This is a genomic window from Bacillus sp. 105MF (assembly GCF_000374885.1).
Classification (GTDB): Bacteria; Bacillota; Bacilli; order Bacillales; family Bacillaceae_G; genus Bacillus_A; species Bacillus_A pseudomycoides.
The window spans coordinates 18333-44320 of the sequence record NZ_KB895579.1 but is presented as its reverse complement, the minus strand read 5'-3'; the positions used below and the strand labels follow the sequence as shown (position 1 = coordinate 44320).

24 protein-coding genes, 1 pseudogene and 1 riboswitch are annotated in these 25988 nt (G+C 36.7%); of the genes and pseudogenes, 9 read left to right on the top strand and 16 right to left on the bottom strand.

Features of this window, described 5'->3' with window-relative positions; all coding sequences use genetic code 11:
• Positions 1-80 precede the first annotated feature (80 nt).
• The 5 genes from C564_RS0119520 to C564_RS0119500 all read right to left on the bottom strand — a co-directional run bounded on the left by C564_RS0119520 (position 81) and on the right by C564_RS0119500 (position 5116).
• Positions 81-986, bottom strand: coding sequence for a diacylglycerol kinase (locus C564_RS0119520; protein WP_003194652.1), 906 nt, complete (start codon positions 984-986; stop codon positions 81-83).
• A gap of 547 nt (positions 987-1533) precedes the next feature.
• Positions 1534-2961 (bottom strand): Asp-tRNA(Asn)/Glu-tRNA(Gln) amidotransferase subunit GatB, encoded by a 1428-nt coding sequence (gene gatB / locus C564_RS0119515; RefSeq protein ID WP_006093233.1) that lies wholly within the window; start codon positions 2959-2961, stop codon positions 1534-1536.
• Positions 2962-2974: 13 nt separating this feature from the next.
• Positions 2975-4432: an Asp-tRNA(Asn)/Glu-tRNA(Gln) amidotransferase subunit GatA gene (gene gatA, locus C564_RS0119510; protein WP_018766491.1), complete on the bottom strand. Its 1458-nt coding sequence runs from the start codon at positions 4430-4432 to the stop codon at positions 2975-2977.
• A gap of 15 nt (positions 4433-4447) precedes the next feature.
• The gene (gene gatC / locus C564_RS0119505; protein ID WP_003194647.1) at positions 4448-4738 is read right to left on the bottom strand and encodes an Asp-tRNA(Asn)/Glu-tRNA(Gln) amidotransferase subunit GatC; all 291 of its coding nucleotides are present in this window, start codon (positions 4736-4738) and stop codon (positions 4448-4450) included.
• A gap of 141 nt (positions 4739-4879) precedes the next feature.
• Positions 4880-5116, bottom strand: coding sequence for a YiaA/YiaB family inner membrane protein (locus C564_RS0119500; protein ID WP_018766490.1), 237 nt, complete (start codon positions 5114-5116; stop codon positions 4880-4882).
• A gap of 231 nt (positions 5117-5347) precedes the next feature.
• Between C564_RS0119500 and C564_RS0119495 the strand changes: the two genes are divergently transcribed.
• The 5 genes from C564_RS0119495 (at position 5348) to C564_RS0119475 (ending at position 9000) form a co-directional block, all read left to right on the top strand.
• Positions 5348-5830: a MarR family winged helix-turn-helix transcriptional regulator gene (locus C564_RS0119495; protein ID WP_018766489.1), complete on the top strand. Its 483-nt coding sequence runs from the start codon at positions 5348-5350 to the stop codon at positions 5828-5830.
• Between the two features lie 78 nt (positions 5831-5908).
• The gene (locus C564_RS0119490) at positions 5909-7087 is read left to right on the top strand and encodes an ArsA family ATPase (protein WP_018766488.1); all 1179 of its coding nucleotides are present in this window, start codon (positions 5909-5911) and stop codon (positions 7085-7087) included.
• Positions 7080-7274: a DUF3926 domain-containing protein gene (locus tag C564_RS0119485; RefSeq protein WP_018766487.1), complete on the top strand. Its 195-nt coding sequence runs from the start codon at positions 7080-7082 to the stop codon at positions 7272-7274. The genes C564_RS0119490 and C564_RS0119485 overlap by 8 nt, the downstream gene beginning before the upstream one ends.
• Before the next feature lie 64 nt (positions 7275-7338).
• Positions 7339-7824, top strand: a complete 486-nt coding sequence (locus C564_RS0119480; RefSeq protein WP_018766486.1) for an HXXEE domain-containing protein — start codon at positions 7339-7341, stop codon at positions 7822-7824.
• A 308-nt stretch (positions 7825-8132) separates the two neighbouring features.
• Positions 8133-8238, bottom strand: a riboswitch (SAM riboswitch).
• A 204-nt stretch (positions 8239-8442) separates the two neighbouring features.
• Complete coding sequence (locus tag C564_RS0119475) at positions 8443-9000, top strand: cysteine hydrolase family protein (RefSeq protein ID WP_018766485.1); 558 nt, start codon at positions 8443-8445, stop codon at positions 8998-9000.
• A gap of 58 nt (positions 9001-9058) precedes the next feature.
• Here C564_RS0119475 and C564_RS0119470 read toward each other — a convergent pair whose 3' ends face one another.
• From C564_RS0119470 to C564_RS0119440, 7 genes are all read right to left on the bottom strand, one after another.
• A complete protein-coding gene (locus tag C564_RS0119470; RefSeq protein WP_018766484.1) occupies positions 9059-9952 on the bottom strand; it encodes a DUF4097 family beta strand repeat-containing protein in 894 nt (297 codons plus the stop codon).
• 457 nt (positions 9953-10409) lie between these two features.
• A complete protein-coding gene (gene pruA / locus C564_RS0119465; protein WP_018766483.1) occupies positions 10410-11957 on the bottom strand; it encodes an L-glutamate gamma-semialdehyde dehydrogenase in 1548 nt (515 codons plus the stop codon).
• A gap of 156 nt (positions 11958-12113) precedes the next feature.
• Complete coding sequence (locus C564_RS0119460; protein WP_018766482.1) at positions 12114-12884, bottom strand: TSUP family transporter; 771 nt, start codon at positions 12882-12884, stop codon at positions 12114-12116.
• A 95-nt stretch (positions 12885-12979) separates the two neighbouring features.
• Positions 12980-14173, bottom strand: a complete 1194-nt coding sequence (locus C564_RS0119455; RefSeq protein WP_006093217.1) for a CamS family sex pheromone protein — start codon at positions 14171-14173, stop codon at positions 12980-12982.
• A gap of 16 nt (positions 14174-14189) precedes the next feature.
• Positions 14190-16199 (bottom strand): NAD-dependent DNA ligase LigA, encoded by a 2010-nt coding sequence (gene ligA, locus C564_RS0119450; RefSeq protein WP_018766481.1) that lies wholly within the window; start codon positions 16197-16199, stop codon positions 14190-14192.
• 14 nt (positions 16200-16213) lie between these two features.
• Positions 16214-18445 carry a DNA helicase PcrA gene (gene pcrA / locus C564_RS0119445; RefSeq protein WP_026008633.1) on the bottom strand — a complete coding sequence of 744 codons (2232 nt, stop codon included), beginning with the start codon at positions 18443-18445 and terminating at the stop codon, positions 16214-16216.
• Between the two features lie 12 nt (positions 18446-18457).
• The gene (locus C564_RS0119440; protein WP_003194625.1) at positions 18458-19147 is read right to left on the bottom strand and encodes a heptaprenylglyceryl phosphate synthase; all 690 of its coding nucleotides are present in this window, start codon (positions 19145-19147) and stop codon (positions 18458-18460) included.
• Positions 19148-19504: 357 nt separating this feature from the next.
• Here C564_RS0119440 and C564_RS0119435 point away from each other — a divergent pair, with 357 nt between their 5' ends.
• Positions 19505-19885: a YgaP family membrane protein gene (locus C564_RS0119435; protein WP_018766479.1), complete on the top strand. Its 381-nt coding sequence runs from the start codon at positions 19505-19507 to the stop codon at positions 19883-19885.
• A 202-nt stretch (positions 19886-20087) separates the two neighbouring features.
• Here C564_RS0119435 and C564_RS37610 read toward each other — a convergent pair whose 3' ends face one another.
• Together C564_RS37610 and C564_RS38070 are read right to left on the bottom strand one after the other, a co-directional pair.
• Positions 20088-20246, bottom strand: a complete 159-nt coding sequence (locus C564_RS37610; protein WP_231398951.1) for a DUF6241 domain-containing protein — start codon at positions 20244-20246, stop codon at positions 20088-20090.
• Positions 20230-20319, bottom strand: coding sequence for a hypothetical protein (locus C564_RS38070; protein WP_255258761.1), 90 nt, complete (start codon positions 20317-20319; stop codon positions 20230-20232). The genes C564_RS37610 and C564_RS38070 overlap by 17 nt, the downstream gene beginning before the upstream one ends.
• Positions 20320-20685: 366 nt before the next feature.
• Between C564_RS38070 and C564_RS0119425 the strand changes: the two genes are divergently transcribed.
• From C564_RS0119425 to C564_RS0119415, 3 genes are all read left to right on the top strand, one after another.
• Positions 20686-21531: an SPFH domain-containing protein gene (locus C564_RS0119425; protein WP_006093212.1), complete on the top strand. Its 846-nt coding sequence runs from the start codon at positions 20686-20688 to the stop codon at positions 21529-21531.
• A gap of 15 nt (positions 21532-21546) precedes the next feature.
• On the top strand, positions 21547-21711 hold the full coding sequence (locus C564_RS35080) for a toxin-antitoxin system HicB family antitoxin (protein WP_003194620.1): 165 nt from the start codon (positions 21547-21549) through the stop codon (positions 21709-21711).
• A 566-nt stretch (positions 21712-22277) separates the two neighbouring features.
• Entirely contained in the window at positions 22278-22796 is a 519-nt protein-coding gene (locus C564_RS0119415; protein ID WP_018766478.1) for a hypothetical protein, read from the top strand.
• 459 nt (positions 22797-23255) lie between these two features.
• On the opposite strand, the pseudogene C564_RS33620 reads toward C564_RS0119415, so the two are convergent.
• A pseudogene (locus C564_RS33620) lies at positions 23256-24250 on the bottom strand (amino acid permease); the annotation flags it as partial.
• Between the two features lie 153 nt (positions 24251-24403).
• Entirely contained in the window at positions 24404-25975 is a 1572-nt protein-coding gene (gene gcvPB, locus C564_RS0119405; protein WP_018766475.1) for an aminomethyl-transferring glycine dehydrogenase subunit GcvPB, read from the bottom strand.
• Positions 25976-25988 lie beyond the last annotated feature (13 nt).

Sequence of the window (25988 nt, the reverse complement as noted above, 5' to 3'; positions counted from 1 at the left end):
CCAACTCCCAATTTACAAAAAGAATTAATGACACGATTCCATCGACACATTCCTATATATATAAATAAAAAAGGATACCTTTATAAGGTATCCTCTTTATGTTCTGGAACAAATAGTTCAAGACAATGATATATATTTTCAAATTCCATTGGCGCATCTCCGCCATATTCACCATCTAAATTAATCATTAATTTATCCGGCGAATGAACCTTAATACGATTTGCCTGCGTATATAAAACTTTTGGATTATTAATATGCTCACCGCGCTGTGCTTGTGTTGCTGCTTTAATCAAATCAGCAATAGAACCCTTCTTCAGCACTAATAAGTCAAATAAACCATCGTTAATAGATGCATATGGTGCAACCTTTTCAAAACCACCAACTGAACGGGTATTCGTAATTAAAAACATCGTAATCTCTTCTTGCAATAGCTTTCCATCATACTCGATTTCAACGTATGTTGGATGTAATGACGGCAGCATTTCGATACCTTTTAAATAATAGGCAAGCTGTCCTAGTACTGTTTTCAGCTTACTTGGTACTTCGTATGTTAATTCTGTAATACGTCCGCCGCCAGCAATGTTAATAAAATATGTATCGTTCGCTCTACCAAGGTCTAATGGAACAGTCTTACCTTCACAAATAATATCTGCCGCCTCTTCAATAGAACGCGGTACACCGATTGCACGTGCAAAATCATTTGTCGTCCCAACTGGAATGATTCCGAATTTCGGACGATATTCATTCCCTACTAAACCATTCACCACTTCATTTAACGTCCCGTCACCACCAGCTGCAATGACAACATCAAATTTACGATTTGCCGCTTGCCTCGCTGCCACAGTCGCATCTCCAGGACCCGTTGTCGCATGACAAGATGTTTCATATCCAGCTTGTTCTAATTTTTGTAATACTTCTGGTAAGCTCTTTTTAAATAACTCACGGCCAGAAGTAGGGTTATAAATTATTCTTGCTCGCTTCATCATTCATTAGCACAGGAAATTTCTCATTCACCATTCACAGAAAAAGAATATACCGAATCTTTATTCAGCGTTCCTATGCCTACCTCCTCTCATCTCCATATCCTTCTTTTAGCCCATTTAAAAGGACAAATAAGGACCCAGGTTCATACCGCTTTACATCAGCAAAATATAAAGAACAACCTACTAATGAAAGCTTTGCTTTATTGAACTAAGTAATATATATCATTTCACCATTCATAGTACTTTCTGTTTCTTACATACAAAACAGGGGATAACAATTATCTATTATTTCACGAGATGAAAAAACTCTCTATGTCTAGATTTATCATTATTCCCACCTTTTTGCAACTATCATACCATAGTTGCTATACAAACATTTTCTCACTTTTGTCAGTTAATCAAACGTTTGTTTAAATAATTTCTTAATTTAAACAAACGTTTGATTAACTCAGAAAAAACACCCAAATATGGGTGCTTTCTCTGATTAATCTTTACTATTTGATAACCGCTTAACTTCATAAGCTAGGCTATCCAGTTCCACTTTTCTTTATTATCGCTTGTTGATTTCTTCTAACAAGATTTTATTAACAAGTGGTGGGTTTGCTTGTCCTTTTGTCGCCTTCATAATTTGACCCACTAAGAAGCCAATTGCACGGTCTTTACCGTTTTTAAAGTCTTCAATAGATTGTTCGTTATTATCAAGAATTTCTGTTACGACCTTACGAAGTGTACCTTCGTCAGAAATTTGAACAAGACCTTTTGCTTTAACGATTTCTTCTGGGTCTCCACCTTTTTCAATTAATTCGTTAAATACTTTTTTCGCAATTTTAGACGAAATTGTACCTTTTTCAATTAATTGAACCATTTTAGATAGACCAGCTGGCGTTAATGCTACGTCTTTTAATTCTTTTTGTTGTTTATTTAAGTATGCAAGTACTTCACCCATTAACCAGTTTGATGTTAATTTCGCGTCTGCACCGTCTACAATTGTTGCTTCAAAGAAATCAGACATCTCTTTTGTTAATGTTAATACGTGTGCATCATAAGCTGGTAAACCAAGTTCTTCAACATAGCGTACTTTACGAGCATCTGGAAGTTCTGGAATAGAAGCGCGAACGCGTTCTTTCCACTCATCATCGATGTAAAGTTCAACTAAGTCTGGCTCTGGGAAGTAACGGTAATCGTCAGATCCTTCTTTTACACGCATTAAGATTGTTTTCTTTGTTGCTTCATCATAACGACGTGTTTCTTGTTGAATGATGCCACCAGATAATAATTCTTTTTCTTGGCGTACTTGTTCATGCTCAAGACCTTTTTGTACATAAGTGAACGAGTTTAAGTTTTTCAGCTCTGCTTTTGTACCGAACTTCTCTTGTCCTACTGGACGAAGGGAAATGTTCGCATCACAGCGAAGAGACCCCTCTTCCATCTTACAGTCAGATACACCTGTATATTGAATGATAGATTTTAATTTTTCTAAGTATGCATATGCTTCTTCTGGCGTACGCATATCTGGCTCAGATACGATTTCGATTAATGGCATACCTTGACGATTATAATCCACTAATGAACCTTCACTTGTATGCGTTGATTTACCTGCATCTTCTTCTAGGTGAAGACGTGTAATACCGATGCGTTTCTTTTTGCCATCTACTTCAATTTCAATCCAACCATTTTCCCCAATTGGTTTATCATATTGAGAAATTTGGTATGCTTTCGGATTATCTGGATAGAAATAGTTTTTACGATCAAACTTTGTTTCTGTTGCGATTTCACAGTTTAATGCCATTGCAGCTTTCATTGCAAAGTTAACTGCTTCTTTATTTAGAGTTGGAAGCACCCCAGGATATCCTAAGTCAATTACACTTGTTTGTGTATTTGGATCCGCTCCGAATTCTGTTGGACTCGCAGAGAAAATTTTCGAATTCGTTTTTAACTCAACGTGAACCTCTAAACCGATAATTGTTTCTAAATTCATCTATGCTCGCCTCCTACAGACTTGCTTTTTTTGTATGATAATCTGTTGCTTGCTCAAACGCATGTGCAACGCGATAAATTGTTGCTTCATCGAAGTGTTTACCGATAATTTGTAAACCAAGTGGCATGTCGTTCGCACCGAATCCACATGGAACAGAAATCGCCGGAACACCTGCTAAGTTCACTGGAATTGTTAAAATGTCGTTTGCGTACATTGTCATTGGATCATCTACTTTTTCGCCTACTTTGAATGCTGGAGTTGGCGTTGTTGGTCCAATAATAACGTCATAGTTAGCAAATACATTTTCAAAGTCATTTTTAATTAATGTACGTACTTGTTGTGCTTTTTTGTAATATGCATCATAGTAACCAGAGCTAAGCGCAAATGTACCGAGCATGATACGACGTTTCACTTCATCACCGAAGCCTTCGCTACGCGTGTTTTTGTAAAGGTCCATTAAGTTACTCACATTGTCAGAACGAACGCCATAGCGTACGCCATCAAAGCGTGAAAGGTTAGCAGACGCCTCTGAAGAAGAAATTAAGTAATACGTTGCTAAAGCATATTTAGAGTGCGGAAGAGATACTTCTTCCCAAGTTGCCCCCATACCTTCTAATACTTTTAACGCAGCTAATACTGACTCACGAGCTTCTTCGCCAACACCTTCTCCTAAGTATTCTTTTGGTACAGCGATACGTAAACCTTTTACATCACCTGTTAAACCAGCTAAGTAGTTGCCAACTTCAACATTTGCAGAAGTTGTATCCATGCGGTCAACACCCGAAATCGCTTGTAATAGGTATGCATTGTCTTCTACTGTACGTGTAATTGGTCCGATTTGGTCAAGAGAAGATGCAAATGCAACTAAACCAAAGCGAGATACACGTCCGTAAGTTGGTTTTAAACCAACAACACCGCAATATGCAGCTGGTTGACGGATTGAACCACCCGTATCAGAACCTAAAGAGAATAATACTTCTCCTGCCGCTACTGCCGCTGCAGAACCACCACTAGATCCGCCCGGAACATAATCTAAATTCCATGGGTTTTTCGTAGCATAGAAACCAGAGTTTTCATTTGAAGACCCCATTGCAAACTCGTCCATGTTTAATTTACCGATTGTAATTGTGTCAGCAGCTTTCAGCTTTTGCACAACTGTCGCATCATAAATTGGATCAAAGTTTGCTAACATTTTGCTCGCACAAGTTGTACGAAGGCCGTTTGTTACAATGTTGTCTTTCACACCGATTGGCATACCGAATAGTAAACCGTTATCTTCAGCACCAATTTTTGCATCTAATTCCTTCGCTTTCGCGCGTGCATTTTCTTCATCTAATGTAAGAAAAGCTTTTACGTTATCTTCTACATCCGCAATACGTTTGTATGATTCTTCTACTAAATCCGTAACGGAAATTTCTTTGTTGTTTAACTTCTTATGTAACTCTGATACAGAATGATCAAATAATGACATCGAAATTCCCCTCCTCTATTCTAATACTGCTGGAACACGGATTTGATTATCTTTGTGATCCGGTGCATTTTTTAATACTTCTTCAACTGGTAAACCTTTTTCTGGTACATCTTCACGCATAATATTTTTCATATCTAATACATGAGTTGTTGGTTTAACACCTGTTGTATCTAATTCATTTAACTGCTCTGCAAATGTAACAATTGCATCGAGTTGCTTTTGAAATTTTTCTGCTTCTTGATCTGTAATTGCAAGACGTGCTAAATGCGCTACATGCTTTACATTCTCAACGGAAATTCTTGACACGGCTAGGCCACCTCCATAATATATCGTTCAATCTACAATACTATTGATGATACCAAATTTTCAGTACTTCAAGCAAGTCAACACACGGTACTTACAGCATTTTTACATAAAAAAAGAAAGGCTTCTGCCTTTCCTCTCAATTTATTCTTTATCTAGTGGTTCGTTTTTCGGTAAACGCTCGTTATCTTCTTCATTATCACGAATTGTTTTTTGCAGTACAAAACAGGACATTGTTAAAAATAATGTACCTATTAAATAGTATCCTTTTACGCTAAGTGTTTCATCTAATGTATAAATACCAATTAACATACCAGAAAGCGCACAAACAAATGAAGTCCATACTAAAAATGTGAACGCTTGGGTATTTCTTCTCCTCATGGTTCTCCCCCTTGTAGCTGTACCTCCATAATAGATAAGTATATTACTATTATGGATTTTTATGTAAAATATATTTATCTACTTATTACTCTATTACATACATTTTCTAATATAAAATTTATTTTTTATCTAATCTGAAAAAACAAATCATAATTGTTTGACATTTATTTCAAACATACATACAATAGAAATAAATATTACGAACCTCGAAATATACGGGAGTGGAAATAATTGTTGCAATATGAACATTTTTTAGATTTACTGCTAGATAATGCCAAGAAGCTTTTCTACCCAGAAGAATGGGTGAGCCTTGATTTATCACTTTCTAAAACAGAAGTATTCTGTCTGTTATGGATGGAGCGAAATACAGATATTACAATGACGAAAATCACGGAGCTTCTCGATATTCCAATGAGCACAACGACAGGTGTCGTTAACCGGCTTGTGAAAAAAGGATATATTGAGCGCTATCGGAACGAAAATGATCGACGCATTGTACTAATTCGCTTAACAGAAACTGGTGTACAACTCGTTCAAGAAGTAAAACAAAATGCGGCTCATTACTTTAACTTTGTGACAGAAGCATTATCAGAAGAAGAAAAAGCATTTTTACTACAAATCTTCCAAAAGATTATGAATCACATCGCTACGTCACAACAAAAACAAGTCGAAAAGCTTCCTACACCTAAGATGAAGAACATCCCAATTGAATAATGCCCTTTATGGGTTTTTATTCAAATATATATTTCGACACTCGTAATATTCGACAACCGAAACAAAGGGGATATAAATATGAGAATTATTTTGTATACAGGTAAAGGCGGCGTAGGAAAAACTAGCATTTCAGCAGCAACAGCACTTCAAAGTGCAAAACAAGGATTAAAAACATTAGTAATGAGCACTGATCCAGCTCATAGCTTAGGAGATTCCTTTGGCATAAAATTATCTTCTGAGCCACTAGAAATTCGTGAAAATTTATGGGCACAAGAAATCAATACAATTTATGAAATGGAAAAAGGCTGGGGGAAATTACAAAAGTATATTACATTGCTATTCACATCAAAAGCAGCCGATGATATTACAACAGAGGAATTAACGATGTTTCCTGGCATGGAGGACTTAATTAGTTTACTTCGTGTACTCGATTACTATAAACAGAAAACATATGATGTCATCATTATTGATTGCGCACCAACCGGAGAAACTCTCGCCATGCTAAGCTTTCCTGATATGCTCGGCTGGTGGATGGAAAAACTCTTTCCGATTAAAAGAAAAGTTTTAAAAGTTGTCCGACCTGTTGCACAACCACTTCTAGGAGTCCCACTTCCTACTGATGATATTATGGATGAATTAACAAATACACTTGAACACCTTGGAGAAATGCGGGATATTTTATCTAACCGTGAAGTGACAAGTATTCGCGTTGTTGTAAATCCAGAAAAAATGGTTATTAAAGAAGCGCAGCGTAGCTTCACCTATTTGAATTTATATGATTATAACGTGGATGCGATCATGATTAACCGCGTCATCCCTGATACCGTTACCGACCCCTACTTCCAAGCATGGAAAGACGCGCAGAAAAAATATAAAGCATTAATTCAAGATAGCTTCCAACCACTTCCTATTTATGAAGCTCCAATGTTTGAACAAGAAGTAGTTGGATTACCTATGCTAGAGCGTGTAGGAGCTGCTCTATTCAAAGATGATGTAGAACCAACCGCTGTAAAATTCAACGGGCGTACACAATATGTAAAAAAGGATGGAGATGAATATATTTTTGTTCTCTCTATTCCATTCTCAGATAAAAGTGAACTCTCTTTAAATCAAAAAGGTGATGAACTCATCATTCGCGCCGGCTCTGTCAAACGAAACATTACTTTACCAAAAACATTAACGCACTTATCTGTTCAGGGCGCAAAATTTGAAGGGGATGTGCTAATCATTCGATTTGGAGGCGTTGTTCATGCATGAGGATTTGCTAAGAACAGTCATTCAAACAAAATTAAAGCTTGGGATTTGTATCATCAATGAATTACCTACTCCTATCGGACAGCAAGCTAAAAAGATGATTCATATTTTGCAAGAAGAGCTTTCCGCTTGTATACAGGAAGAAAAACAGCCTGCAGAAGTAAACTTAAAAAGCATTACGATTGAATAACTATAAGAGCATAGGGGGCCCTTTCCTTACGGGCTTTCTATTTCTTTACCTGGAGATGATTTATTTGATTAAAACACCTAAAATTAAACATATATCTACCAATATTATTGTTTGGTTTATTCCCTTATTATTTTTCATTCATAACCTTGAAGAATCTATTAAAATACCTCAGTATCTTGCCAATCAATTCTCAATTCATTTCATAAGCAATAAGCAGTTTGTAATAGCGATTTGTATATTAACGACCATTGTTCTACTCTTCATTACCCTATACCAAATTCATATTATATCATCTGTTTACTGGATTATTTTCATACAAGGAGCTATTTTCTTTAACGCTGTTCAACATATTGTTTTATTTTTCGTTTATCGCTCTTACAATCCTGGGGCAATATCAGCATTTATAATTGTACTGTTTTCCCTCTATGCATTCTCACTAGTAAAATTATTAATCAATAAAAAGAAACTGGCTCTCACACTATTTTTTAGTTTACTCTCCTATCCTATTATGATCTGGATCACCTTATTTTCAGCTAGCTTCCTTACTTAATCAAATTAAAAAACCAGGAAAACTCCTGGCCTTTTCACTCTACCTAACAGACGTTGAATTTTTTATTACACAGAATTGGAAGGTACAAAATTAAGGTATCGTCTGTTAGGTATGATATATGTTGAACGAGCTAACAGCGAAGGGGTTCCTACTGGTTAGTTCGTTAAACCCGATATTATTTTACGATTTTTTCAAGTTTTTACACGCTGTAACAATTTGAAACAGAGCCTTGAAATCAAATAAAAAGTGCTCTTCTTCATATCTGTAATAAAAATAAGAAGAAGAGCACTTATATACTCATTCACATCTCCTCATCTTCCAAGCCTTTAAGAGCTTGCTTAGAATTAGCACGGTATTAAAAAACCCGTTGCTGAGGTATCACAGGGCCAGTCCCTCCACCTCTCTGGATAAGAGTGTATCGATTTAATTGTCACTTAATTACGTCTTACTATAAAACTCTGAAAAGCGAGGGTCAATACAAAAACCCTAAAATATACCAATTATCTTTTTATTAAAATTTTTAAATGAAATAAGAAAGTCTTTCTAAAAGGAAAATCTCCTCTGTTAATTGAATAACATTACATGAATACGAAATAAAAACGGAGGACGATCGATTATATGAAAACAGCCCTTTTACTCGTTGATATTCAAAATGATTATTTTCCAAATGGTAAAATGGAACTACGTGGCACCATGGAAGCTAGCGAGTATGCAAGTCAACTACTTCAGCATTTTCGAGAAATGAATCAACCTATTTTTCATATCCAACATGTATCTATTCAAGAAAATGCTACTTTTTTTCTCCCTAACACAGAAGGAGTCCACATTCATGAAAATGTTCGCCCCTTAAAAAATGAAACTGTTATTCTCAAACACTATCCAAACGGTTTTCGGGAAACGGACCTATTAGAGCAATTGCAAAACTTAGAAATTGAACATGTTATTATATGCGGGATGATGACTCATATGTGTATTGATGCTACAGTAAGAGCTGCTTTTGATTTCGGTTTTCGTTGTACTGTTGTACATGATGCATGCGCAACAAAAGATCTCATCTTTAAAAACGCTACGATTCCTGCCGTTTATATCCATAATACAATTTTAGCAAGTTTGAATGACGTATATGCAGATGTCATAAGTACAGAAGAATTCTTCAGTTTTAGAAACTCCATCTGAAACAAAAATCATGTCTCTCACAGACAGAGACATGATTTTTTATGCTGTTATTCAAAGGTTACCGTAACTTGAAATCTCCCGAACTTGTTTTTACTTTCACCTTATTTTCCCCTGTACCTTTTACTCCAATCAACTGATTCTTTGATTTCTCCTCATATAGCAGACCAGCAACATTTATATCCGCTTTACCTGAACTTCTATCAAACTCAACTCTTAAGGATTCAGGAAATGTATCAAATTGCATCTTAACATCACCGCTTGATGTATTACACTCTACTTCTCCCCGCAAACTACGATCATTATATTCAATATCACCCGATGATGTATTAGCTGCTAATTCTTTAGAATGTAAACCTTCTACTCTAATTTTCCCGCTACGTGTGTTCAATTTTGCTACTTCGATTTCACTTTTATCTGTCTTAATCTTTCCACTAGATGTTTTAGCTGTTAATTTTTCATTTACCTTAGAATGTGATAATGATACATCCCCAGAAGAAGTATTTATCTCCGCTACCTTTGTTTCAATTTCTTTTGCAACAAAATCTCCTGATGATGTGGTTACTTTGACAGTGTCATATATTTTCTTTGGAACTTTAACTTGTAAGTTTACATCTGCGGCAGTTCCAATTCCCCATCCAACATAATTCTGATTTTTACTAAATTTAATATTTAATCTATTGTTTTCTTTTTTTACATCAAATTTATATTCATCTACTAGCTCTTTGCTTATTTCTCCATCCAGTAACACTTCGATATCTTTTGAATCAACTGTAATAATTTCAACATCTGTGGCAGAAGTCTTTATTTCAATTTCATCAATTTTTTCAACAGCCACCGTTTCTTTTTTATGAATTTCAGTTTTATTAAAAGCTACACCGAAAACAGTCATTGCCCCAACACCAATGCCCCCAATAACTAACAACGATAATGCGATAAGAACAATCTTTTTCATAAAATAACACTTCCTTCGTCGTATTTCTTTCTATAAAATCGTTAAAAATTAAATTCCATACATCCCTGTTCATATAGCTTTTATTATTCAGTACCATATATTATACAGTACTGTTCAATAGCTACTTATTTTTCTCCCAATCTTTCATGTTTCATTTTATCATTTACCATAATTTGTTACAATGTTTTTTCTGAAAAATACAAAAACACTACTTTCAGTGAGCAAAACCGAAAGTAGTGTCCTCTTGTCTAACCATAGATTTTCTTTCAAATTGAATTATACAGGAAATTCAAAAAATTAATACAGAAAAATATGACGAATGAATCAATTTTTCTGGTGCTTTTGTTTCTTTTCACTCTTTTATATTGTATTTAAGCAAGGTAGCAGTTTTCCAATCAGAATCTTTCTTACATGAAAAAGGCCTTCCCTATTACAGGAAGGCCTTTTCATCTATTTCTTATAAAGTTTCAGAAGTAGTTTTTCCTTGCATGTGAAGTGCGATATAGTCAGGTCCACCAGCTTTAGAGTCTGTACCAGACATGTTAAAACCACCAAATGGTTGGTAACCTACGATTGCACCAGTACATCCACGGTTGAAGTATAAGTTACCAACGTGGAAGTCTTCACGTGCTTTTTCGATATGTTCACGGTTATTAGAAACAACAGCTCCTGTTAAACCGTATTCTGTGTTATTTGCAATTGCAAGCGCATGATCAAAGTCTTTCGCTTTACAGAATGCTACTACTGGTCCGAAGATTTCTTCTTTCATTAAACGAGCGTCTTCTGCAACGTCAGCAACGATTGTTGGTTGGATGAACCAGCCTTTAGAGTCGTCTCCTTCGCCACCTGCTACTACTTTACCTTCTTCTTTACCAATTGCAACATAGCTCATTACTTTATCAAATGCAGCTTGGTCATTAACTGGTCCCATGTTCATGTCTTTTTCAGCTGGGTTACCTACAGTTAATTCTTTCGTTAATTCAACAGCACGGTTTAATACATAATCGTATACATCTTCATGGATTACTGCACGAGAACAAGCAGAACATTTTTGTCCTGAGAATCCAAATGCAGATGCAACGATAGACTTAGCAGCTAATTCAAGATCTGCTTCTTTATCAACAACGATTGTATCTTTACCGCCCATTTCAGCGATAACACGTTTTAACCAAATTTGGCCTGGATTTACTTTTGCTGCGCGTTCGTAAATACGAATACCTACATCGCGTGATCCAGTGAAGCTAATGAAACGTGTACGAGGGTGGTCTACTAAGTAGTCACCAACTTCAGATCCGCTACCAGGGATGAAGTTTACAACGCCTGCCGGTAAGCCTGCTTCTTCTAATACTTCCATAAATTTCGCTGCCACTACAGGTGTTGTACTAGCTGGTTTTAGTAATACTGTGTTACCAGAAACTACTGCAGCTGTTGTCATACCTGCCATAATTGCGAATGGGAAGTTCCAAGGAGAAATGATAACACCTACTCCTAATGGAATGTAAGAGAAACGATTATATTCAATTGGACGGCTTTCTACTGGAATACCGTCTTTTAATTTTAACATTTGACGACCATAATATTCCATAAAGTCGATTGCTTCTGCTGTATCAGCATCTGCCTCATTCCATGGTTTACCTGCTTCTTTTACAAGAATAGCAGAGAACTCATGCTTTCTACGACGAACAATTGCTGCAGCACGGAATAAAATGTCTGCACGCATTTCTGGTTTTGACTTTCTCCAAGTTTGGAATGTTTCATCCGCCACTTGCATTGCTTTTTCAGCTAATTCACGGCTTGCTTTTGAAACACTGCCCACAACTTCTTCTTTATTTGCAGGGTTTACAGAAACGATTTTCTCGTCTGTAGTGATCTTTTCTCCCCCGATAATTAATGGATAGTCTTGTCCAAGATAAGATTCTACTTTCTTTAAACCTTCTTCAAACGCTAACTTGTTAGCCTCTACTGAAAAATCTGTAAATGGCTCATGCTTGTATGCTACTACCATTCTTTTTAGCCTCCCCTTAGAAAAACGTTTACATTTTACAACATTATTCTACACGATAATTTAGATTTATTCAAATATTCCTAGACTTATATTTTAAAAATTAATTAATTTTTAAAATATAATAAAAAAGAAAAGCTTCATACGTTATGTATGAAGCTAAATAATATGAACATATTCCAAAACATTTTTCCCAATTAATAAAATTGTCACCAATAAAAATAAAGTCCGCACATATCCAACACCTTTTTGTACTGCAAACTTTGATCCTAGATAAGCCCCTAAAATCATTGATAACCCCATAATAATACCGTATTCAAAATGAATGACATCTAAAAATAGAAATGTGATTAAAGATACAATGTTACTAACGAAATTCAAAAGTTTTCCAGATGCAGCAGCTTGAATAAAGTCCAAACCAATTAATAAAAATGCAAAAATTAAAAATGAACCTGTCCCGGGACCAAAAAATCCATCATAAAATCCTAAACTTAAAATAACAAAGAAAAACATTAATGCTTTTCCTTTCGTCATCTTTTTATAAGTGGACGCACTCCCCCAATCTTTTTTTACAATAATATAAATTGCAATAAATACCAACATAATAAGTACAAGCGGCCGTAAAATATCGGGTGGAATAAATTTCACAACTAAAGCTCCAGCTATCGCACCCACAATAGTTAATGGGATTAATTTTCCTACTATACGAAAATTAACCTTTCCTGAACGAATAAAATAAATAGCACTTGTAAAAGTCCCCATCGTTGCAGCCAGCTTATTTGTTGCAATTGCCGATGCAGGCGATAAGCCCACAAACATAAGTGCTGGAAGTGAAATGAGCCCTCCTCCTCCAACAACTGAATCAATAAATGCAGCCAAAAAACCAAAAGCAACGAGTAATACAATAATCTGTAAGCTTAACTCACCCATGTCTTTTCTCCTTACCCCTTTTTGTTCACAACATTAGAAATTATAACAAAATTACAGAAGAAAAAAAGCCGTTCCAGAAAGGAACAGCTTTTTTCTTAATCTAAAATTTTCACAAATGGTTCATCCTGCTTCGCCTCACGAATAATAATCGCTTCTGGTCGTTCAACAGATTTAATTGTCACCTGTACTTTCACATAATTCGGGAAGTATTGCATAACTTGTCCAGCAACAAATTGTGTAAATCCAATCACTTCTGCTTTTCCATTAAACTGAACAGGGATTTCAAGTTTCATTTCTTTTAATTGATCATCTTTATAAAATCCTGTACCAACAATAGCTGTGTAGTCACCTTTGAAAAACTCACTCAGTTTTGCTTTAAAGTTTTCTACAATTGCGTAATCTTCACGCACATCCGTTTTAGCTGATTCAGAAGGGAACAAGTAATATTTTTCATTAATTGCTTTCCAATCTCCTACTTTGTCACTGCCTTTATCTATTTGAGCATAAGATACAAATTTTCCTGGTACAAGTGTCGATTTTGATCCTTGGCGATAAATCGCAAATGTAATGGGAACATTTTTTAATTTTGGATCTTTCTTTTGCAATAATGTTAAAATTTCTTGTGCCATAGACTTACCTTGATCTAACATTTCTTTTTCTGAAATTTCTACCTCACGTGGATACCCATGTTCCTCAGTATAATAATGAACCGAATTCATTGCTAAACCAATAACAACTCCACCAAGTTCAACTTCTTTTTCACCTTTTCGTACATAATAATCGTGCTCTAAAATATTAGAAAGATACATTGGTGTTTTTTTGTTTCGAACCTCTAATGATTCTGAACCTTCTTGTAACGCCGGATTTAATCCAATATTAGGGAATTTCACTGCGTCTTTTTTCAGTTTCTCTTCTAACTCTTTTTGCTCCGCATCTGTACGCTTTCTCTTTACAAGCATTTGAACCGTTTCTTTATCTAAAGAGCTACCACCTTTGAATAGATAATCCTTCGTACTAAACGATTCTTTCGCAATACGCATTAGTCCTGTTTCAAATTCATCTATATCCAGACGGCTATTTAATCCTTGTACAACTAAGCCACGTGCAGAACCTGGATCAAATGGCACCGTTGTTTTGTAATAATCCTCAGAAATAGAATATTTCGGAACAATCGCTTGTTCTTTTGATTTACCCGATTTTTCAACAACTTTTTCTTCTTTTTTTATACCTGTACTACATCCACTTAGAAGTAGACCTAGGCTTAATACCGCTAATGCTATTTTTTTCATGGTAAGTTTGCACCTCTTACTTATTCAGCTCTTGTAAGAACCTCTCTTCATTCCAAACCTCAATATTATGTTTCTCTGCTTGTGCTAATTTTGACCCTGCCGCTTCACCAGCAACGACTAAATCAGTACTTTTACTTACACTACCTGTTACTTTTCCACCTAGCTCTTCAATCTTTTTCTTCGCTTCGCTACGCCCCATAACTTCTAGTTTCCCTGTTAGAACGATTGTTTTTCCAGCGAAGTAAGATGCAATATTTTGTAAATCAGCACGTTTTATGCCTTTGTAGGTCATGTTAACACCGTACTCTTTAAATTGTTGTAATAATTCTAACACGTCTTCATTATCAAAGTACGTTACAATTGATTGGGCCATTTTCTCGCCAATTTCATTAATCTCTTTTAACTCTTCTTCTGTTGCTTTCACAAGATGATCCATCGTTTCAAAATGCTCAGCTAACGTGCGAGCCGCTTTTGCACCGACATGACGAATACCAAGTCCAAATAATAGACGCTCCAACGAATTTTCCTTAGAAGTTTCAATTGCTTGTACTAATTTAGATGCTGATTTCTCACCAAAACGCTCTAATTGTAACAATTGCTCTTGCGTTAATGGATACAAATCTGCGAATGTCCGAATATAATCTGCTTCAAAGAGCTGTGTAATAACACGCTCTCCAAGCCCATCAATATTCATTGCATTTCTTGAAACAAAATGAATCAATCCTTCACGAATTTGCGCTGGACATGCTGGATTAATACAACGCAGAGCTACCTCTTCTTCTAAACGAACCAGTTCACTGTCACAAGCCGGACAATGCGTTGGCATATGATACTCTTCTTCTTCACCAGTACGTTTATCGAAAATAACATTAACTACTTCCGGAATAATGTCTCCAGCCTTTTTCACAATAACGTAGTCACCAATTCGAATATCTTTTTCACGAATTAGATCCTCGTTATGTAGAGATGCACGGCGGACAATTGTTCCTGCCACTCGAACTGGCTCTAGTTCTGCCGTCGGTGTCACAACCCCTGTGCGTCCCACGCTCAGTTCAATACCTGTTAATTTCGTTACAACTTCTTCTGCCGGAAACTTATAAGCAATTGCCCAGCGTGGACTCTTTGCTGTTGTTCCTAAACTATCTTGCAAGGCCACATCATCTACTTTAATTACGATTCCATCAATCTCATAATTAAGATTCGGGCGCTTTTCCTGCCATTCTTCTACATAAGCGATTACATCTTCAATTGTTTCACATGTGCGGCGATTTGGATTCGTTTTAAACCCAAGCTGGCCTAAGAAGTTTAATGATTCGCTATGTGATGCAATCGTCTTTTCTTTCACATCAGCAAGGCCGTACACAAACATTGACAAATTACGCTTCGCAGCAATTTTTGGATCAAGCTGGCGAAGTGATCCTGCTGCTGCATTACGTGGATTTGCAAAAACTGCCTCGCCATTTTGTTCTTTCTCTTCGTTTAATTTTACAAATGAACGCTTTGGCATATATGCTTCACCGCGCGCTTCTAATGTTACTTCTTCTTTCAAACGAAGAGGGATCGCTTTAATTGTTTTTAAATTTTGCGTAATATCTTCACCAGTTACGCCATCGCCACGTGTTGCGCCTTGAACGAAGCGTCCTTTTTCATAATGAAGGGAAACAGCAAGACCGTCAATTTTTAATTCACATATATATCTTACATTTGAATCATCAATTCCTTGACGTACTCTGCGATCAAAATCACGTAAATCTCCTTCATTAAAGGCATTTCCTAAACTTAACATCGGCGATTTGTGCGTTACTTTTTCAAATATATCAAGCACTGCTCCCCCAACTCGAACGGTGGGAGAGTCTTCTATTAAAAATTCTGGGTTCTCTGCTTCTAATTTTATAAGCTCCTGCATATCGCGGTCGTATTCCGCATCAGAAACAGAAGGATTGTCTAATACGTGATATTGATAGTTGAATGCATTCAACATATCACGAAGTTCTTCTATACGCTGCTTTGCCTCTTCTTTTGACATATCCTTACTCCTTTCTATTGTTTCGTTACAGGTGCAAATTTTGCTAATAAGCGTTTAATGCCAATTGGACTTGGGAATGCAATATCTAATTCTTTTGCATCTCCTTCACCTTTCACACTTACAACTGTACCAACACCCCATTTTTGATGGGACGCTTTATCACCTACAGCCCAGCCAATTTGCTCTCCTCCTGTCGTTTTCACAGTTGGACGCACAAATGCAGAGCGGGAACGTGTTGTCGTTGTTGCCCCAGCCGATCTTCCTTTTGCACTAAATGTCTCACGCTTTGGCGCTGTTTCATTTAATGGTTCTAGCAACTCCGTAGGAATTTCTGAAATAAATCGAGATGCTGCATTCATATTTGTTCTACCGAATAACGTACGCATTTGGGCATTTGATAAATATAACTCTTCTTCCGCACGAGTAATACCTACATAAGCAAGACGGCGTTCCTCTTGCATTTCATCTTCTTCCATAAGAGAGCGAGTATGCGGGAACACTCCTTCTTCTAGTCCAATAATAAAGACAACTGGGAATTCAAGTCCCTTTGCCGAGTGCATCGTCATTAAAATAACTTCTTCACCCGCAGTTGGATCCTCATCCACGCGATCAATATCTGCTACAAGTGCCAAATCTGTTAAGAAAGCAACAAGACTCTTATCTTCACTTTGCGATTCAAATGTCTGTGTAACAGATAAAAACTCATCTAAGTTTTCAAGTCGTCCTTCTGCTTCTAAAGAACGTTCATTCTTTAGCATATCGCGGTAACCCGTTTTCTCAATCACTTCTTCTACTAGTTCCGTAACAGATAAGTATTCTTGCATGTTTACCCAGTTGTGTAATTGACTTGCAAATTCTTTTACTGCTTTTGTGATTTTTGCACTTACTCCGACATGTTCAATTTCATCCATTACAGCCGTTAATGAAATCCCATTTTGCACGCCGTAGTTAATAATTTTATCGATAGACGTGGCACCGATTCCTCGCTTCGGCATGTTAATAATACGTGCGAAGCTAATCTCATCATCTGGATTTGCAATTAAACGTAAGTATGCCAAAATATCTTTAATCTCTTTACGATCATAGAACTTAATGCCGCCGACAATTTTATATGGAATATTAGACTTTAAGAAAATCTCCTCGACCATACGAGACTGGGCGTTCGTACGATACAGAACCGCAAAATCTGTATATTTTCGATTTCCCATTTGAATTTCATCGCGAATTTTTTTTGCAACAAAATATGCTTCATCCTTTTCCGTTGCAGCACGGTAATACGAAATCTTACTTCCAATTTGATTGTCTGTCCATAATTTTTTCGGTTTACGATTTGAATTATTTTCAATTACAGCATTAGCCGCATTTAAAATATTTTGTGATGAACGGTAGTTTTGCTCTAACAAGATAACCTGTGCATTTTCGTAGTCTTTTTCAAATGACAAAATGTTAGAAATGTCCGCCCCACGCCAACGATAAATGGACTGGTCAGAATCACCAACAACACAAAGGTTTTTAAAGCGAGCAGCTAATTTATTTACAAGAATGTATTGGGCTCTATTCGTATCTTGGTACTCATCCACATGAATATATTGGAACTTACGCTGATAGAATTCCAATACTTCTGGAACACGTTCAAATAAATGGATCGTCATCATAATTAAATCATCAAAATCTAATGAGTTATTTTTCAAAAGACGTTTTTGATATTCTGTATATACATCGCTTGTTAATTTTTCAAATGGATCCGCAATTGAAATTTGCTTTGCATATTTATCAGCAGATAACAATTCATTCTTTGCATTACTAATACCAGATAAAATAGAACGTGGATCGAATTTTTTCGGATCAATATTACGCTCTTTCATAATCTTTTTTACAACCGTAAGTTGATCACTTGCATCTAAAATCGTAAAGTTACGATTAATTCCGATACGATCAATGTCACGTCGTAAAATACGTACGCACATTGAGTGGAACGTAGAAATCCAAATATCTTCCGCTTCCGGGCCAACAAGCTTATCGATACGTTCACGCATTTCACGAGCCGCTTTATTTGTAAAAGTAATTGCTAATACATTCCAAGGTGCTACACCTTTTTCACCAAGTAAGTATGCGATGCGATGTGTTAGCACACGCGTCTTACCACTACCAGCACCTGCCATTAATAGAAGTGGTCCGTTTGTTGTTTGCACTGCCTTTTGTTGCTGAGGATTTAAACCATTTAATAATTTATCAGTTATACTCATATGTGCCTGCACCTACTCTCCTTTTACAGCTTTTACTGTTTGTAAAGCTGCCTTTATATCATCATAAATTACATTTCCTACAACGACTGTATCAGCGTACTGTGCCATTTCTTTTGCTTCTTTCGCACTTGAAATTCCACCGCCGTAATACAACTTTGCTTGTTGTAATTCTGCTTTTACATTTTTAACGAGTTCAATATCTCCGTAAGTACCGCTATATTCTAAGTAGAAAATCGGCAACTTCAGAAGCTTGTCTGCCATACGTGCATATGCAATCACATCATCTTCTGTTAAATCACATTTCGCTTCTGTAAGCTGAGCTACTTTTGCTTCTGGATTTAAAACACAATATCCTTCCATGAAAATTTCATCCCAGTTCATAATATCCCCGAATTCTTTCAATGCCTCATGATGAATTCCCGTTATCCATTCCACTTTTGAGCTGTTTAAAACACTTGGAATGTAATAAAAATCAAACCCTGGTGTAAGAGCTTCAAGATCAGAAACCTCTAACACACAAGGAACTGCATATCTACGAATGCTTACTAGCATGTGTAATACATTATCAATTGTTACCCCGTCACTTCCGCCTACAATCACTGCGTCTGTTCCAGATTCACAAATCATTTCTAAATGTTCATCGCTTAATTCCTTATTCGGATCAAGTTTAAATACATGTTTCCACTGTGAAATATCGTACATGAAAACACCCTTTCTTTTGTCTATTCACCTTTATGTGCTGGTTCAAAAAGGAGGATCTAGAGAGCCGAGCTATTCGAGGCGCTGCAGCCAGGAGGACACGGAGTGTAGCTATATACTACATGAGTACCGGACTGGCAAAGCAACGAAGAAATGCGAAGGTTATCTTGACCGGACTTTTTAAACTTCCTTTTATGCATTCTTACATTATAACAAAAAAAGACACCTATACACACGTCCAATCCAACATCTTTTTCACCGTCAAATGTTGGATTACATATCGCGAAACTTACGTGGAATAATAACAACTGAAATAGTGTTTGCTATTTCTAAGCTGATGAAGAAGGAGTGTTTTCTTTGATGAAGCAAAACATCGGCATAATGAATGCTCTAATCCGAATTACACTCGGTTTAGTTGTACTAAGTTGTAGCACAGCTAAACTCACACGTAAACCATGGTGCACTTGGTCAAAGGTTTTGCTGTGGCTTGGTGCAATGAAAATTGCAGAAGGAATCTTGCGTTTCTGTCCTATTACTGAAGCATGTAAATTTGGAAAATATATAAACATGGGTGCCTTAAAAATACCTAGCATGGATTTTAATAAAAAAGGACATGCTAAACAAGAAGAAGTAAGTCACACTTCCAGTCCTGACAAACCAGGATCAAAAGGAAGTTATGATGCTTCTGACAAAGAGATTGAGTCAGCGATTGAAGAAGCAATCCTGGCGAAACCGCTTTGAATCATTTGTCACGATGCAAGATGCTCTCAAAGAGACTTAGCTGCTGCAGTGAGCGGCTAAGTCTTCTTTATTTTATCACAAAACAGAACTAATGTTCTTTTTGTTTTATTTCCCCTAAGAGATTCCACTAAAAAAAGAGCGGATTTTTTCGCTCTTTACTTTCCTTGTGTTTGAATGAATTCTTTCTCTTGCTCTGGATTTGTTAATTTGTAGGCTTTACCAGTGTTACCGCCTTGTATTTCCCAAAAAAATTATGCTCCTCAACCGCTTGAGTGAAATCACCTTTCTCCCATCTATCTAAGATTTCAACGTATTGTGGCTTGTATTGCAGAAGATCGCTTTTTTCAACCAGTTCTCGCACCTTTTTTAATGTTCTTCGAATTCATTTCAATAAATCCTCGCCTTTCGGAGGCTAATACTTTTTGATGAGTCATTTTATGCATTGAATCAATTACAACACCCTCAAAATTTAATAAAGTGAAACTTTAATCAGTGGAGGTTTTCTTCATCCCCCACTGATTATTAGCCCGTACCAATCGAGCTTTTACGGGCAGCCCGCCCCCCATCTAATCTCTTTGCTTTTACTGGATTCTGAGGTGGAGGTCTTACTGCCCGTTAATGCGTGATAAATAACTGTAGCTATATATTAATTTGAGATGTATCGCACCGCACACCTAAAAAACTAATTTCCCACTCTTCTAAGAAAAGTTTTTTTATTATTTTCAGAAAATAGAGTTTTCCTCCCTTGCATTCGATGATATAAAAGTGATATCATTTTTATATCAGAAGGAGGCGATTATATGAGAGAAAAACAAGTGTTTTATGTAAATGGTTTTCTAGGTATTATTGGTCTTTTAGCTTTAGCCGGTATCGGTGTATTTTGCCTCGTACAAGAAATATTTGTAGTAGCTGTACTTTGTCTAATTTTAGCTGCTATTCTTGCCACCGGTATTGGGATTGTCCAACCAAATCAAGCAAAAGTGATTACGTTTTTTGGGAACTATTTAGGAACAATCCGTCAAAATGGATTATTTTTAACAATTCCATTCGCACTTCGTCAAACTGTTTCTCTTCGCGTTGAAAACTTTAATAGTAAAAAACTAAAGGTAAATGATGTAGATGGGAACCCGATTGAAATTGCAGCTGTTGTCGTTTATAAAGTTGTCGATTCAGCAAAAGCGATTTTTGGGGTTGAACATTATGATGAATTCGTAGAAATTCAAAGTGAAACAGCAATTCGCCACGTTGCAACGAAATATCCGTATGATAATTTTCAAGATGACAATTGCATCACACTACGTGGAAATGCCGAAGAAATCTCTGAGGAACTAAGACGTGAATTAGAAGCGCGCTTAGATATTGCTGGTGTAGAGGTACTAGAAACTCGTTTAACACATTTAGCTTATGCAACAGAGATTGCCCATGCAATGCTTCAACGTCAACAAGCGAAAGCTGTTTTAGCAGCACGAAAAGAGATTGTCGAAGGTGCTGTAAAAATGGCCAAAGATTCGATTCATATGTTAGATGAGGAAGGCGTACTCGATTTAGATGACGAGCGTAAAGCGAACATGGTTAACAACTTATTGGTTGCCATCGTTTCAGATAAAGGTGCACAGCCAGTGATTAACACAGGAAGTCTATATTAAAGGTTGTAGGTAATTATGGCCAAAAAGAAAAGCTTTCCATTACGTATTGATCCTGAATTACACGCAGTCATCGAAAAATGGGCAAATGATGAATTTCGTAGCGTTAACGCTCACATCGAGTATTTACTTCGAGAAATGGCAAAGCAAAAAGGAAAACTAAAAAAGGAGAAAGAGTCTTAAGTTTATATTCAGTGGTTCTCTTCCCTACACAAAAAAAGCAACTAAATTTAGTTGCTTTTTCTAATTATTAAAAATAAAATCACCAATAAACTTTATGATTTCCATATAACACTGATTATGGAATACAGGCTTTATAACAGATACAACAATAATACGAGAAACAGACTTAAAAAAATAAAAACTTTCCACTTATACGATTATTAAAAAACAACCTAAACATTTAGGATTCTTTCCCTTTTTCGAATGTAAAATTCATTATATTTTTTTATATTCCTATCCTAATAAACACTGACCTCATCTCAATTTTACTGATATTCTCAACAACAACAGTATACATTCAGGCCGTTTCTTTATCTCTTTTCTTTATTATAGCTGACTACAATCTCATAATATTCATCAAGGTCAATAGCATAAGCTTTTAATTCTTTTCATACTAGCCTTCCTTAGTTCACATAACGGGCGGTTTCAGTAGCTAGTTTGCCTAATTTAAAAGGAGAATAAGCTCTTTTATTCTCTTTAAGCATAGCATGTAAAAGAATATGAATTTATAAAAAGTAGGTGAAAACATGACATTAGATTCTCAACGTATTATAGGTTTCCCTGGTATGGGTATGGGTGGTTTCCCTGGTATGGGTATGGGTGGTTTCTCTGGTATGGGCATGGGTGGTTTCCCTGGTATGGGCATGGGCGGTTTCCCTGGTATGGGCATGGGCGGTTTCCCTGGTATGGGCATGGGCGGTTTCCCCGGTATGGGCATGGGCGGTTTCCCCGGTATGGGCATGGGTGGTTTCCCCGGTATGGGCATGGGCGGTTTCCCTGGTATGGGCATGGGTGGTTTCCCCGGTATGGGCATGGGCGGTTTCCCTGGTATGGGCATGGGTGGTTTCCCCGGTATGGGCATGGGCGGTTTCCCTGGTATGGGCATGGGTGGTTTCCCCGGTATGGGCATGGGCGGTTTCCCTGGTATGGGCATGGGTGGTTTCTCTGGCATGGGCATGGGCGGTTTCCCTGGCATGGGCATGGGCGGTTTCTCTGGCATGGGTATGCGCGATTTCCCTGAAATGGGTATACCAGTATACTATTGATTTCTAATACTTTATAGCAAAAACAGATGACAATAGGTAAAACCCTCGCTTCAACTCATTAGGATCCTCTTACCTATTGCATCTATTAACTTGTACCAGTTTTTTCATAATGTTTATCAACAAATCAAATATAAAAAGACACTGAATAGTAAGCGTCAAATATTCCCCACCTACAATTTATAAATAACCCATGAGATAATCAAGCACTTCCACTTATTGGTGCTGCGCTTACTTTAGTTATTTCTATTTTTCTATTGTTGATTGGCGAATTAAAATGCAAACAGATTGTAACTCCTTGAAACATTCAACATACAATATAATTTTTCCTATCTTTCTATCTAACTATATATGATGACAATCCAACCATACAAAAATGCACCCGCTAACTGCGGATGCGTAATATGAATAGAAATGAGATTCATATATTCTATTGTCTTAAAAATCAATTTAGAGGCTGTTTCACAAATCATCTCGGCTAAAGTCACACTCTTTTAACGGGACAACCTTCGTCTTTTTAATAAACTTATAACCTAACCAAAGAATAATAAACACCGGTACACTAATATACGATACAAGCATTCCATACCAGTTAATCGCCTCTCCAGAAACCACTTCACTTCCTTGTCCAATAATAACAATGATACATAATACTAACGTAAACAACGGACCAAAGGGATACCATTTCGCCTTAAATGTTAGTTCATTTAAGCTTCTCCCTTGTGCCACGTATGCTTTACGAAATCTATAATGACAGATTGCGATTCCAATCCATGTTAAAAACCCCGTCATATTAAGCAGCCATATATAAACAACGCCATCGCCAATGAATGATGATAAAAAGACAAGTAATCTAAAAATAATATTGGCATACAAAGCATAGGTAGGGACCCCTCTTCTATTTACCTTACGCAAAATTTTAGGCGCTTTTCCTTCTTGTGCAAGAGCCCAAAGCATGCGAGTAGAAGCATACATAGAAGAATTGCAAGCTGAAAGCACAGAGGTTAAAATGACAGCATTCATTAATGATGCCGCAAATGCAAGTCCAGCTTTTTGAAAAACTAAAGTAAATGGGCTAATAGAAATATGATCCACATCCGATTTAAGAAGACTCGGGTCTGTATATGGAATAATAATCCCTATTACGGCTATAGCCAACACATAAAAATTAACACCCTCCAAAAAACACTACGAATTGCCCGAGGAACATTCCGCTCTGGATCCTCACTTTCACCAGAAGCAATACCAACCATTTCTGTACCTTGGAAGGAGAAACCTGCAATCATAAAAACACCAACTATAGCCAAAAATCCTCCTTTGAAAGGAGCCTCACCTATCGTAAGATTATGAAACCCTACTGCCGGGCTAAAGAATATACCAAGTATCATGAAAATACCGATCACTAAAAATAGAATAATTGTAACGACCTTAATACTAGTAAACCAAAACTCTGATTCATTCTATGCAAAATCAAGTGATTCGTTTCAAAATATACAATGTCCCCTCTTTATAATTTCAAACATTCAATCTATTTAACCTGTAATAATAGAATTACAATGTTATAGAACGAAAGACAATCAAAAACAATTCTGATTGCCTTCCCATTTCCTTCAAATCAATTCTAGTAACTGCACCTTCTTCTGATACGCTCTCCATGTAATACACCATTTTTTCGGATTATCGAGAAAATCCTGTTCATCTAATTTGTGAATCGTACTATTTTGCGGAGCGTTTTGAATGACTTTGGGATTTTCATAGGCTTCCTTAGAAATTTGTTCAAGGGCTGCTATATACTCATCTAAGTCAGTCTTAGAATAGCTCTCAGTCGGTTCAAGCGTGAACGGCTGGGGTACGATATATGGATGGTGACTCGTCCAATAGTGTAAGCCGAAATCCGTCATTCTTCTTTGGACATCCTCTGTTGTAATACCTGTTTCATTTTTCAGCTCTTCCCAGCTATAGCGAACTTGCTCAAGGCGCTGTCCTTTTACATATGGAGCACTTGCACCACGAATCTTTTGTACTTTGTGATACATATAATTGTTATTTAATACAGCTGTTTTCGCCACTTCTTTTAATCCTTCTGGACCAAGGGCACGAATCCATGCATAAGACCTGAGAATTGTTTGTGCTACCCCATGAAAAGCGCGCACTTTTCCAATGGAATGTTTCAGATCATTATTTAAATAATATTTTCCTTCATCGCATTCCACAATTGGTCCAGGTAAATATTCTTTTAGCTCTTTGCTCACTCCAAGTGCACCTGTTGCTGGTCCGCCACACATATGCGGAGCAGCAAATGTTTTGTGAAGGTTAAAAAAACACATATCAAATCCTGCTTCTTTCGCCCGAGTAACCCCAAGAAGGCCATTTGCATTTGCTTGATCGTAGTAACAAATCCCACCAGCTTCATGAACAACCCTCGTAAACTCTTTAATCTTCGAATTAAAAATCCCTGTATCTTCAGGATTCGCTACAACAAATCCTGCTGTTCTTTCTGAAACAACAGCTTTTAACTTTTCAAGATCAGGAAATCCATCTTTATCGGGATGAAGCGTAATGATTTTAAAGCCTTTAACAGCTGCTGTAGCCGCTTGTGAAGGATGAGAAAAAATGGTTGTAATAATTTCGTTCCGTTTTTCTCCTTCTCCGCGAGATTCATGATATTTTCTTACAATGGAAGCCATAGCAAATAATGCTTGCGTACCACCACTTGGCTGAAATGAAAAATGATCCATACCAGATATTTCTCTCATACAAAGATCCAATTTATATATAATCTCTAGCATCCCTTGGACCGTACTTTCATCTTGAAGAGGATGCAGTTCCATTATTTTAGGATTTCGTACTAATAATTCATTAATTTTTGGGATATATTTCATCGTACAAGTCCCTTGCCCAATTTCAACGTTAAAATCGGATCCTAACGTCTCTTGTGAAAGTCTCACATAATGCCTTAACACACGCGCCTGACCGATTTCTGGAAGTCTCGCTCTTTCTTTTCTATACATAGAATGAGGAATCTTTGAAACTCCATCTCCAACTTCCTGCACAATCGTTTGATCCGCTGTCGGAACTTCTACTCCTCTTTCTCCTCGCTGATGAAGTTCAAAAATAATTGGTTCATTCCATTTTGCTTGATGAAAGTCACGAACTTTACTATCCCTTTTAATTTTCTTCATGAGTTCATTCTCC

Bases quoted from the DNA above. Each gene is read 5' to 3' on its own strand.
- C564_RS0119520 (WP_003194652.1), bottom strand. From the start codon at position 986: ATGATGAAGCGAGCAAGAATAATTTATAACCCTACTTCTGGCCGTGAG.
- gatB (WP_006093233.1), bottom strand. From the start codon at position 2,961: ATGAATTTAGAAACAATTATCGGTTTAGAGGTTCACGTTGAGTTAAAA.
- gatA (WP_018766491.1), bottom strand. From the start codon at position 4,432: ATGTCATTATTTGATCATTCTGTATCAGAGTTACATAAGAAGTTAAAC.
- C564_RS0119500 (WP_018766490.1), bottom strand. From the start codon at position 5,116: ATGAGGAGAAGAAATACCCAAGCGTTCACATTTTTAGTATGGACTTCA.
- C564_RS0119490 (WP_018766488.1), top strand. From the start codon at position 5,909: ATGAGAATTATTTTGTATACAGGTAAAGGCGGCGTAGGAAAAACTAGC.
- C564_RS0119485 (WP_018766487.1), top strand. From the start codon at position 7,080: ATGCATGAGGATTTGCTAAGAACAGTCATTCAAACAAAATTAAAGCTT.
- C564_RS0119475 (WP_018766485.1), top strand. From the start codon at position 8,443: ATGAAAACAGCCCTTTTACTCGTTGATATTCAAAATGATTATTTTCCA.
- C564_RS0119470 (WP_018766484.1), bottom strand. From the start codon at position 9,952: ATGAAAAAGATTGTTCTTATCGCATTATCGTTGTTAGTTATTGGGGGC.
- pruA (WP_018766483.1), bottom strand. From the start codon at position 11,957: ATGGTAGTAGCATACAAGCATGAGCCATTTACAGATTTTTCAGTAGAG.
- C564_RS0119460 (WP_018766482.1), bottom strand. From the start codon at position 12,884: ATGGGTGAGTTAAGCTTACAGATTATTGTATTACTCGTTGCTTTTGGT.
- C564_RS0119455 (WP_006093217.1), bottom strand. From the start codon at position 14,173: ATGAAAAAAATAGCATTAGCGGTATTAAGCCTAGGTCTACTTCTAAGT.
- ligA (WP_018766481.1), bottom strand. From the start codon at position 16,199: ATGTCAAAAGAAGAGGCAAAGCAGCGTATAGAAGAACTTCGTGATATG.
- pcrA (WP_026008633.1), bottom strand. From the start codon at position 18,445: ATGAGTATAACTGATAAATTATTAAATGGTTTAAATCCTCAGCAACAA.
- C564_RS0119440 (WP_003194625.1), bottom strand. From the start codon at position 19,147: ATGTACGATATTTCACAGTGGAAACATGTATTTAAACTTGATCCGAAT.
- C564_RS0119435 (WP_018766479.1), top strand. From the start codon at position 19,505: ATGAAGCAAAACATCGGCATAATGAATGCTCTAATCCGAATTACACTC.
- C564_RS38070 (WP_255258761.1), bottom strand. From the start codon at position 20,319: ATGACTCATCAAAAAGTATTAGCCTCCGAAAGGCGAGGATTTATTGAA.
- C564_RS0119425 (WP_006093212.1), top strand. From the start codon at position 20,686: ATGAGAGAAAAACAAGTGTTTTATGTAAATGGTTTTCTAGGTATTATT.
- C564_RS35080 (WP_003194620.1), top strand. From the start codon at position 21,547: ATGGCCAAAAAGAAAAGCTTTCCATTACGTATTGATCCTGAATTACAC.
- C564_RS0119415 (WP_018766478.1), top strand. From the start codon at position 22,278: ATGACATTAGATTCTCAACGTATTATAGGTTTCCCTGGTATGGGTATG.
- gcvPB (WP_018766475.1), bottom strand. From the start codon at position 25,975: ATGAAGAAAATTAAAAGGGATAGTAAAGTTCGTGACTTTCATCAAGCA.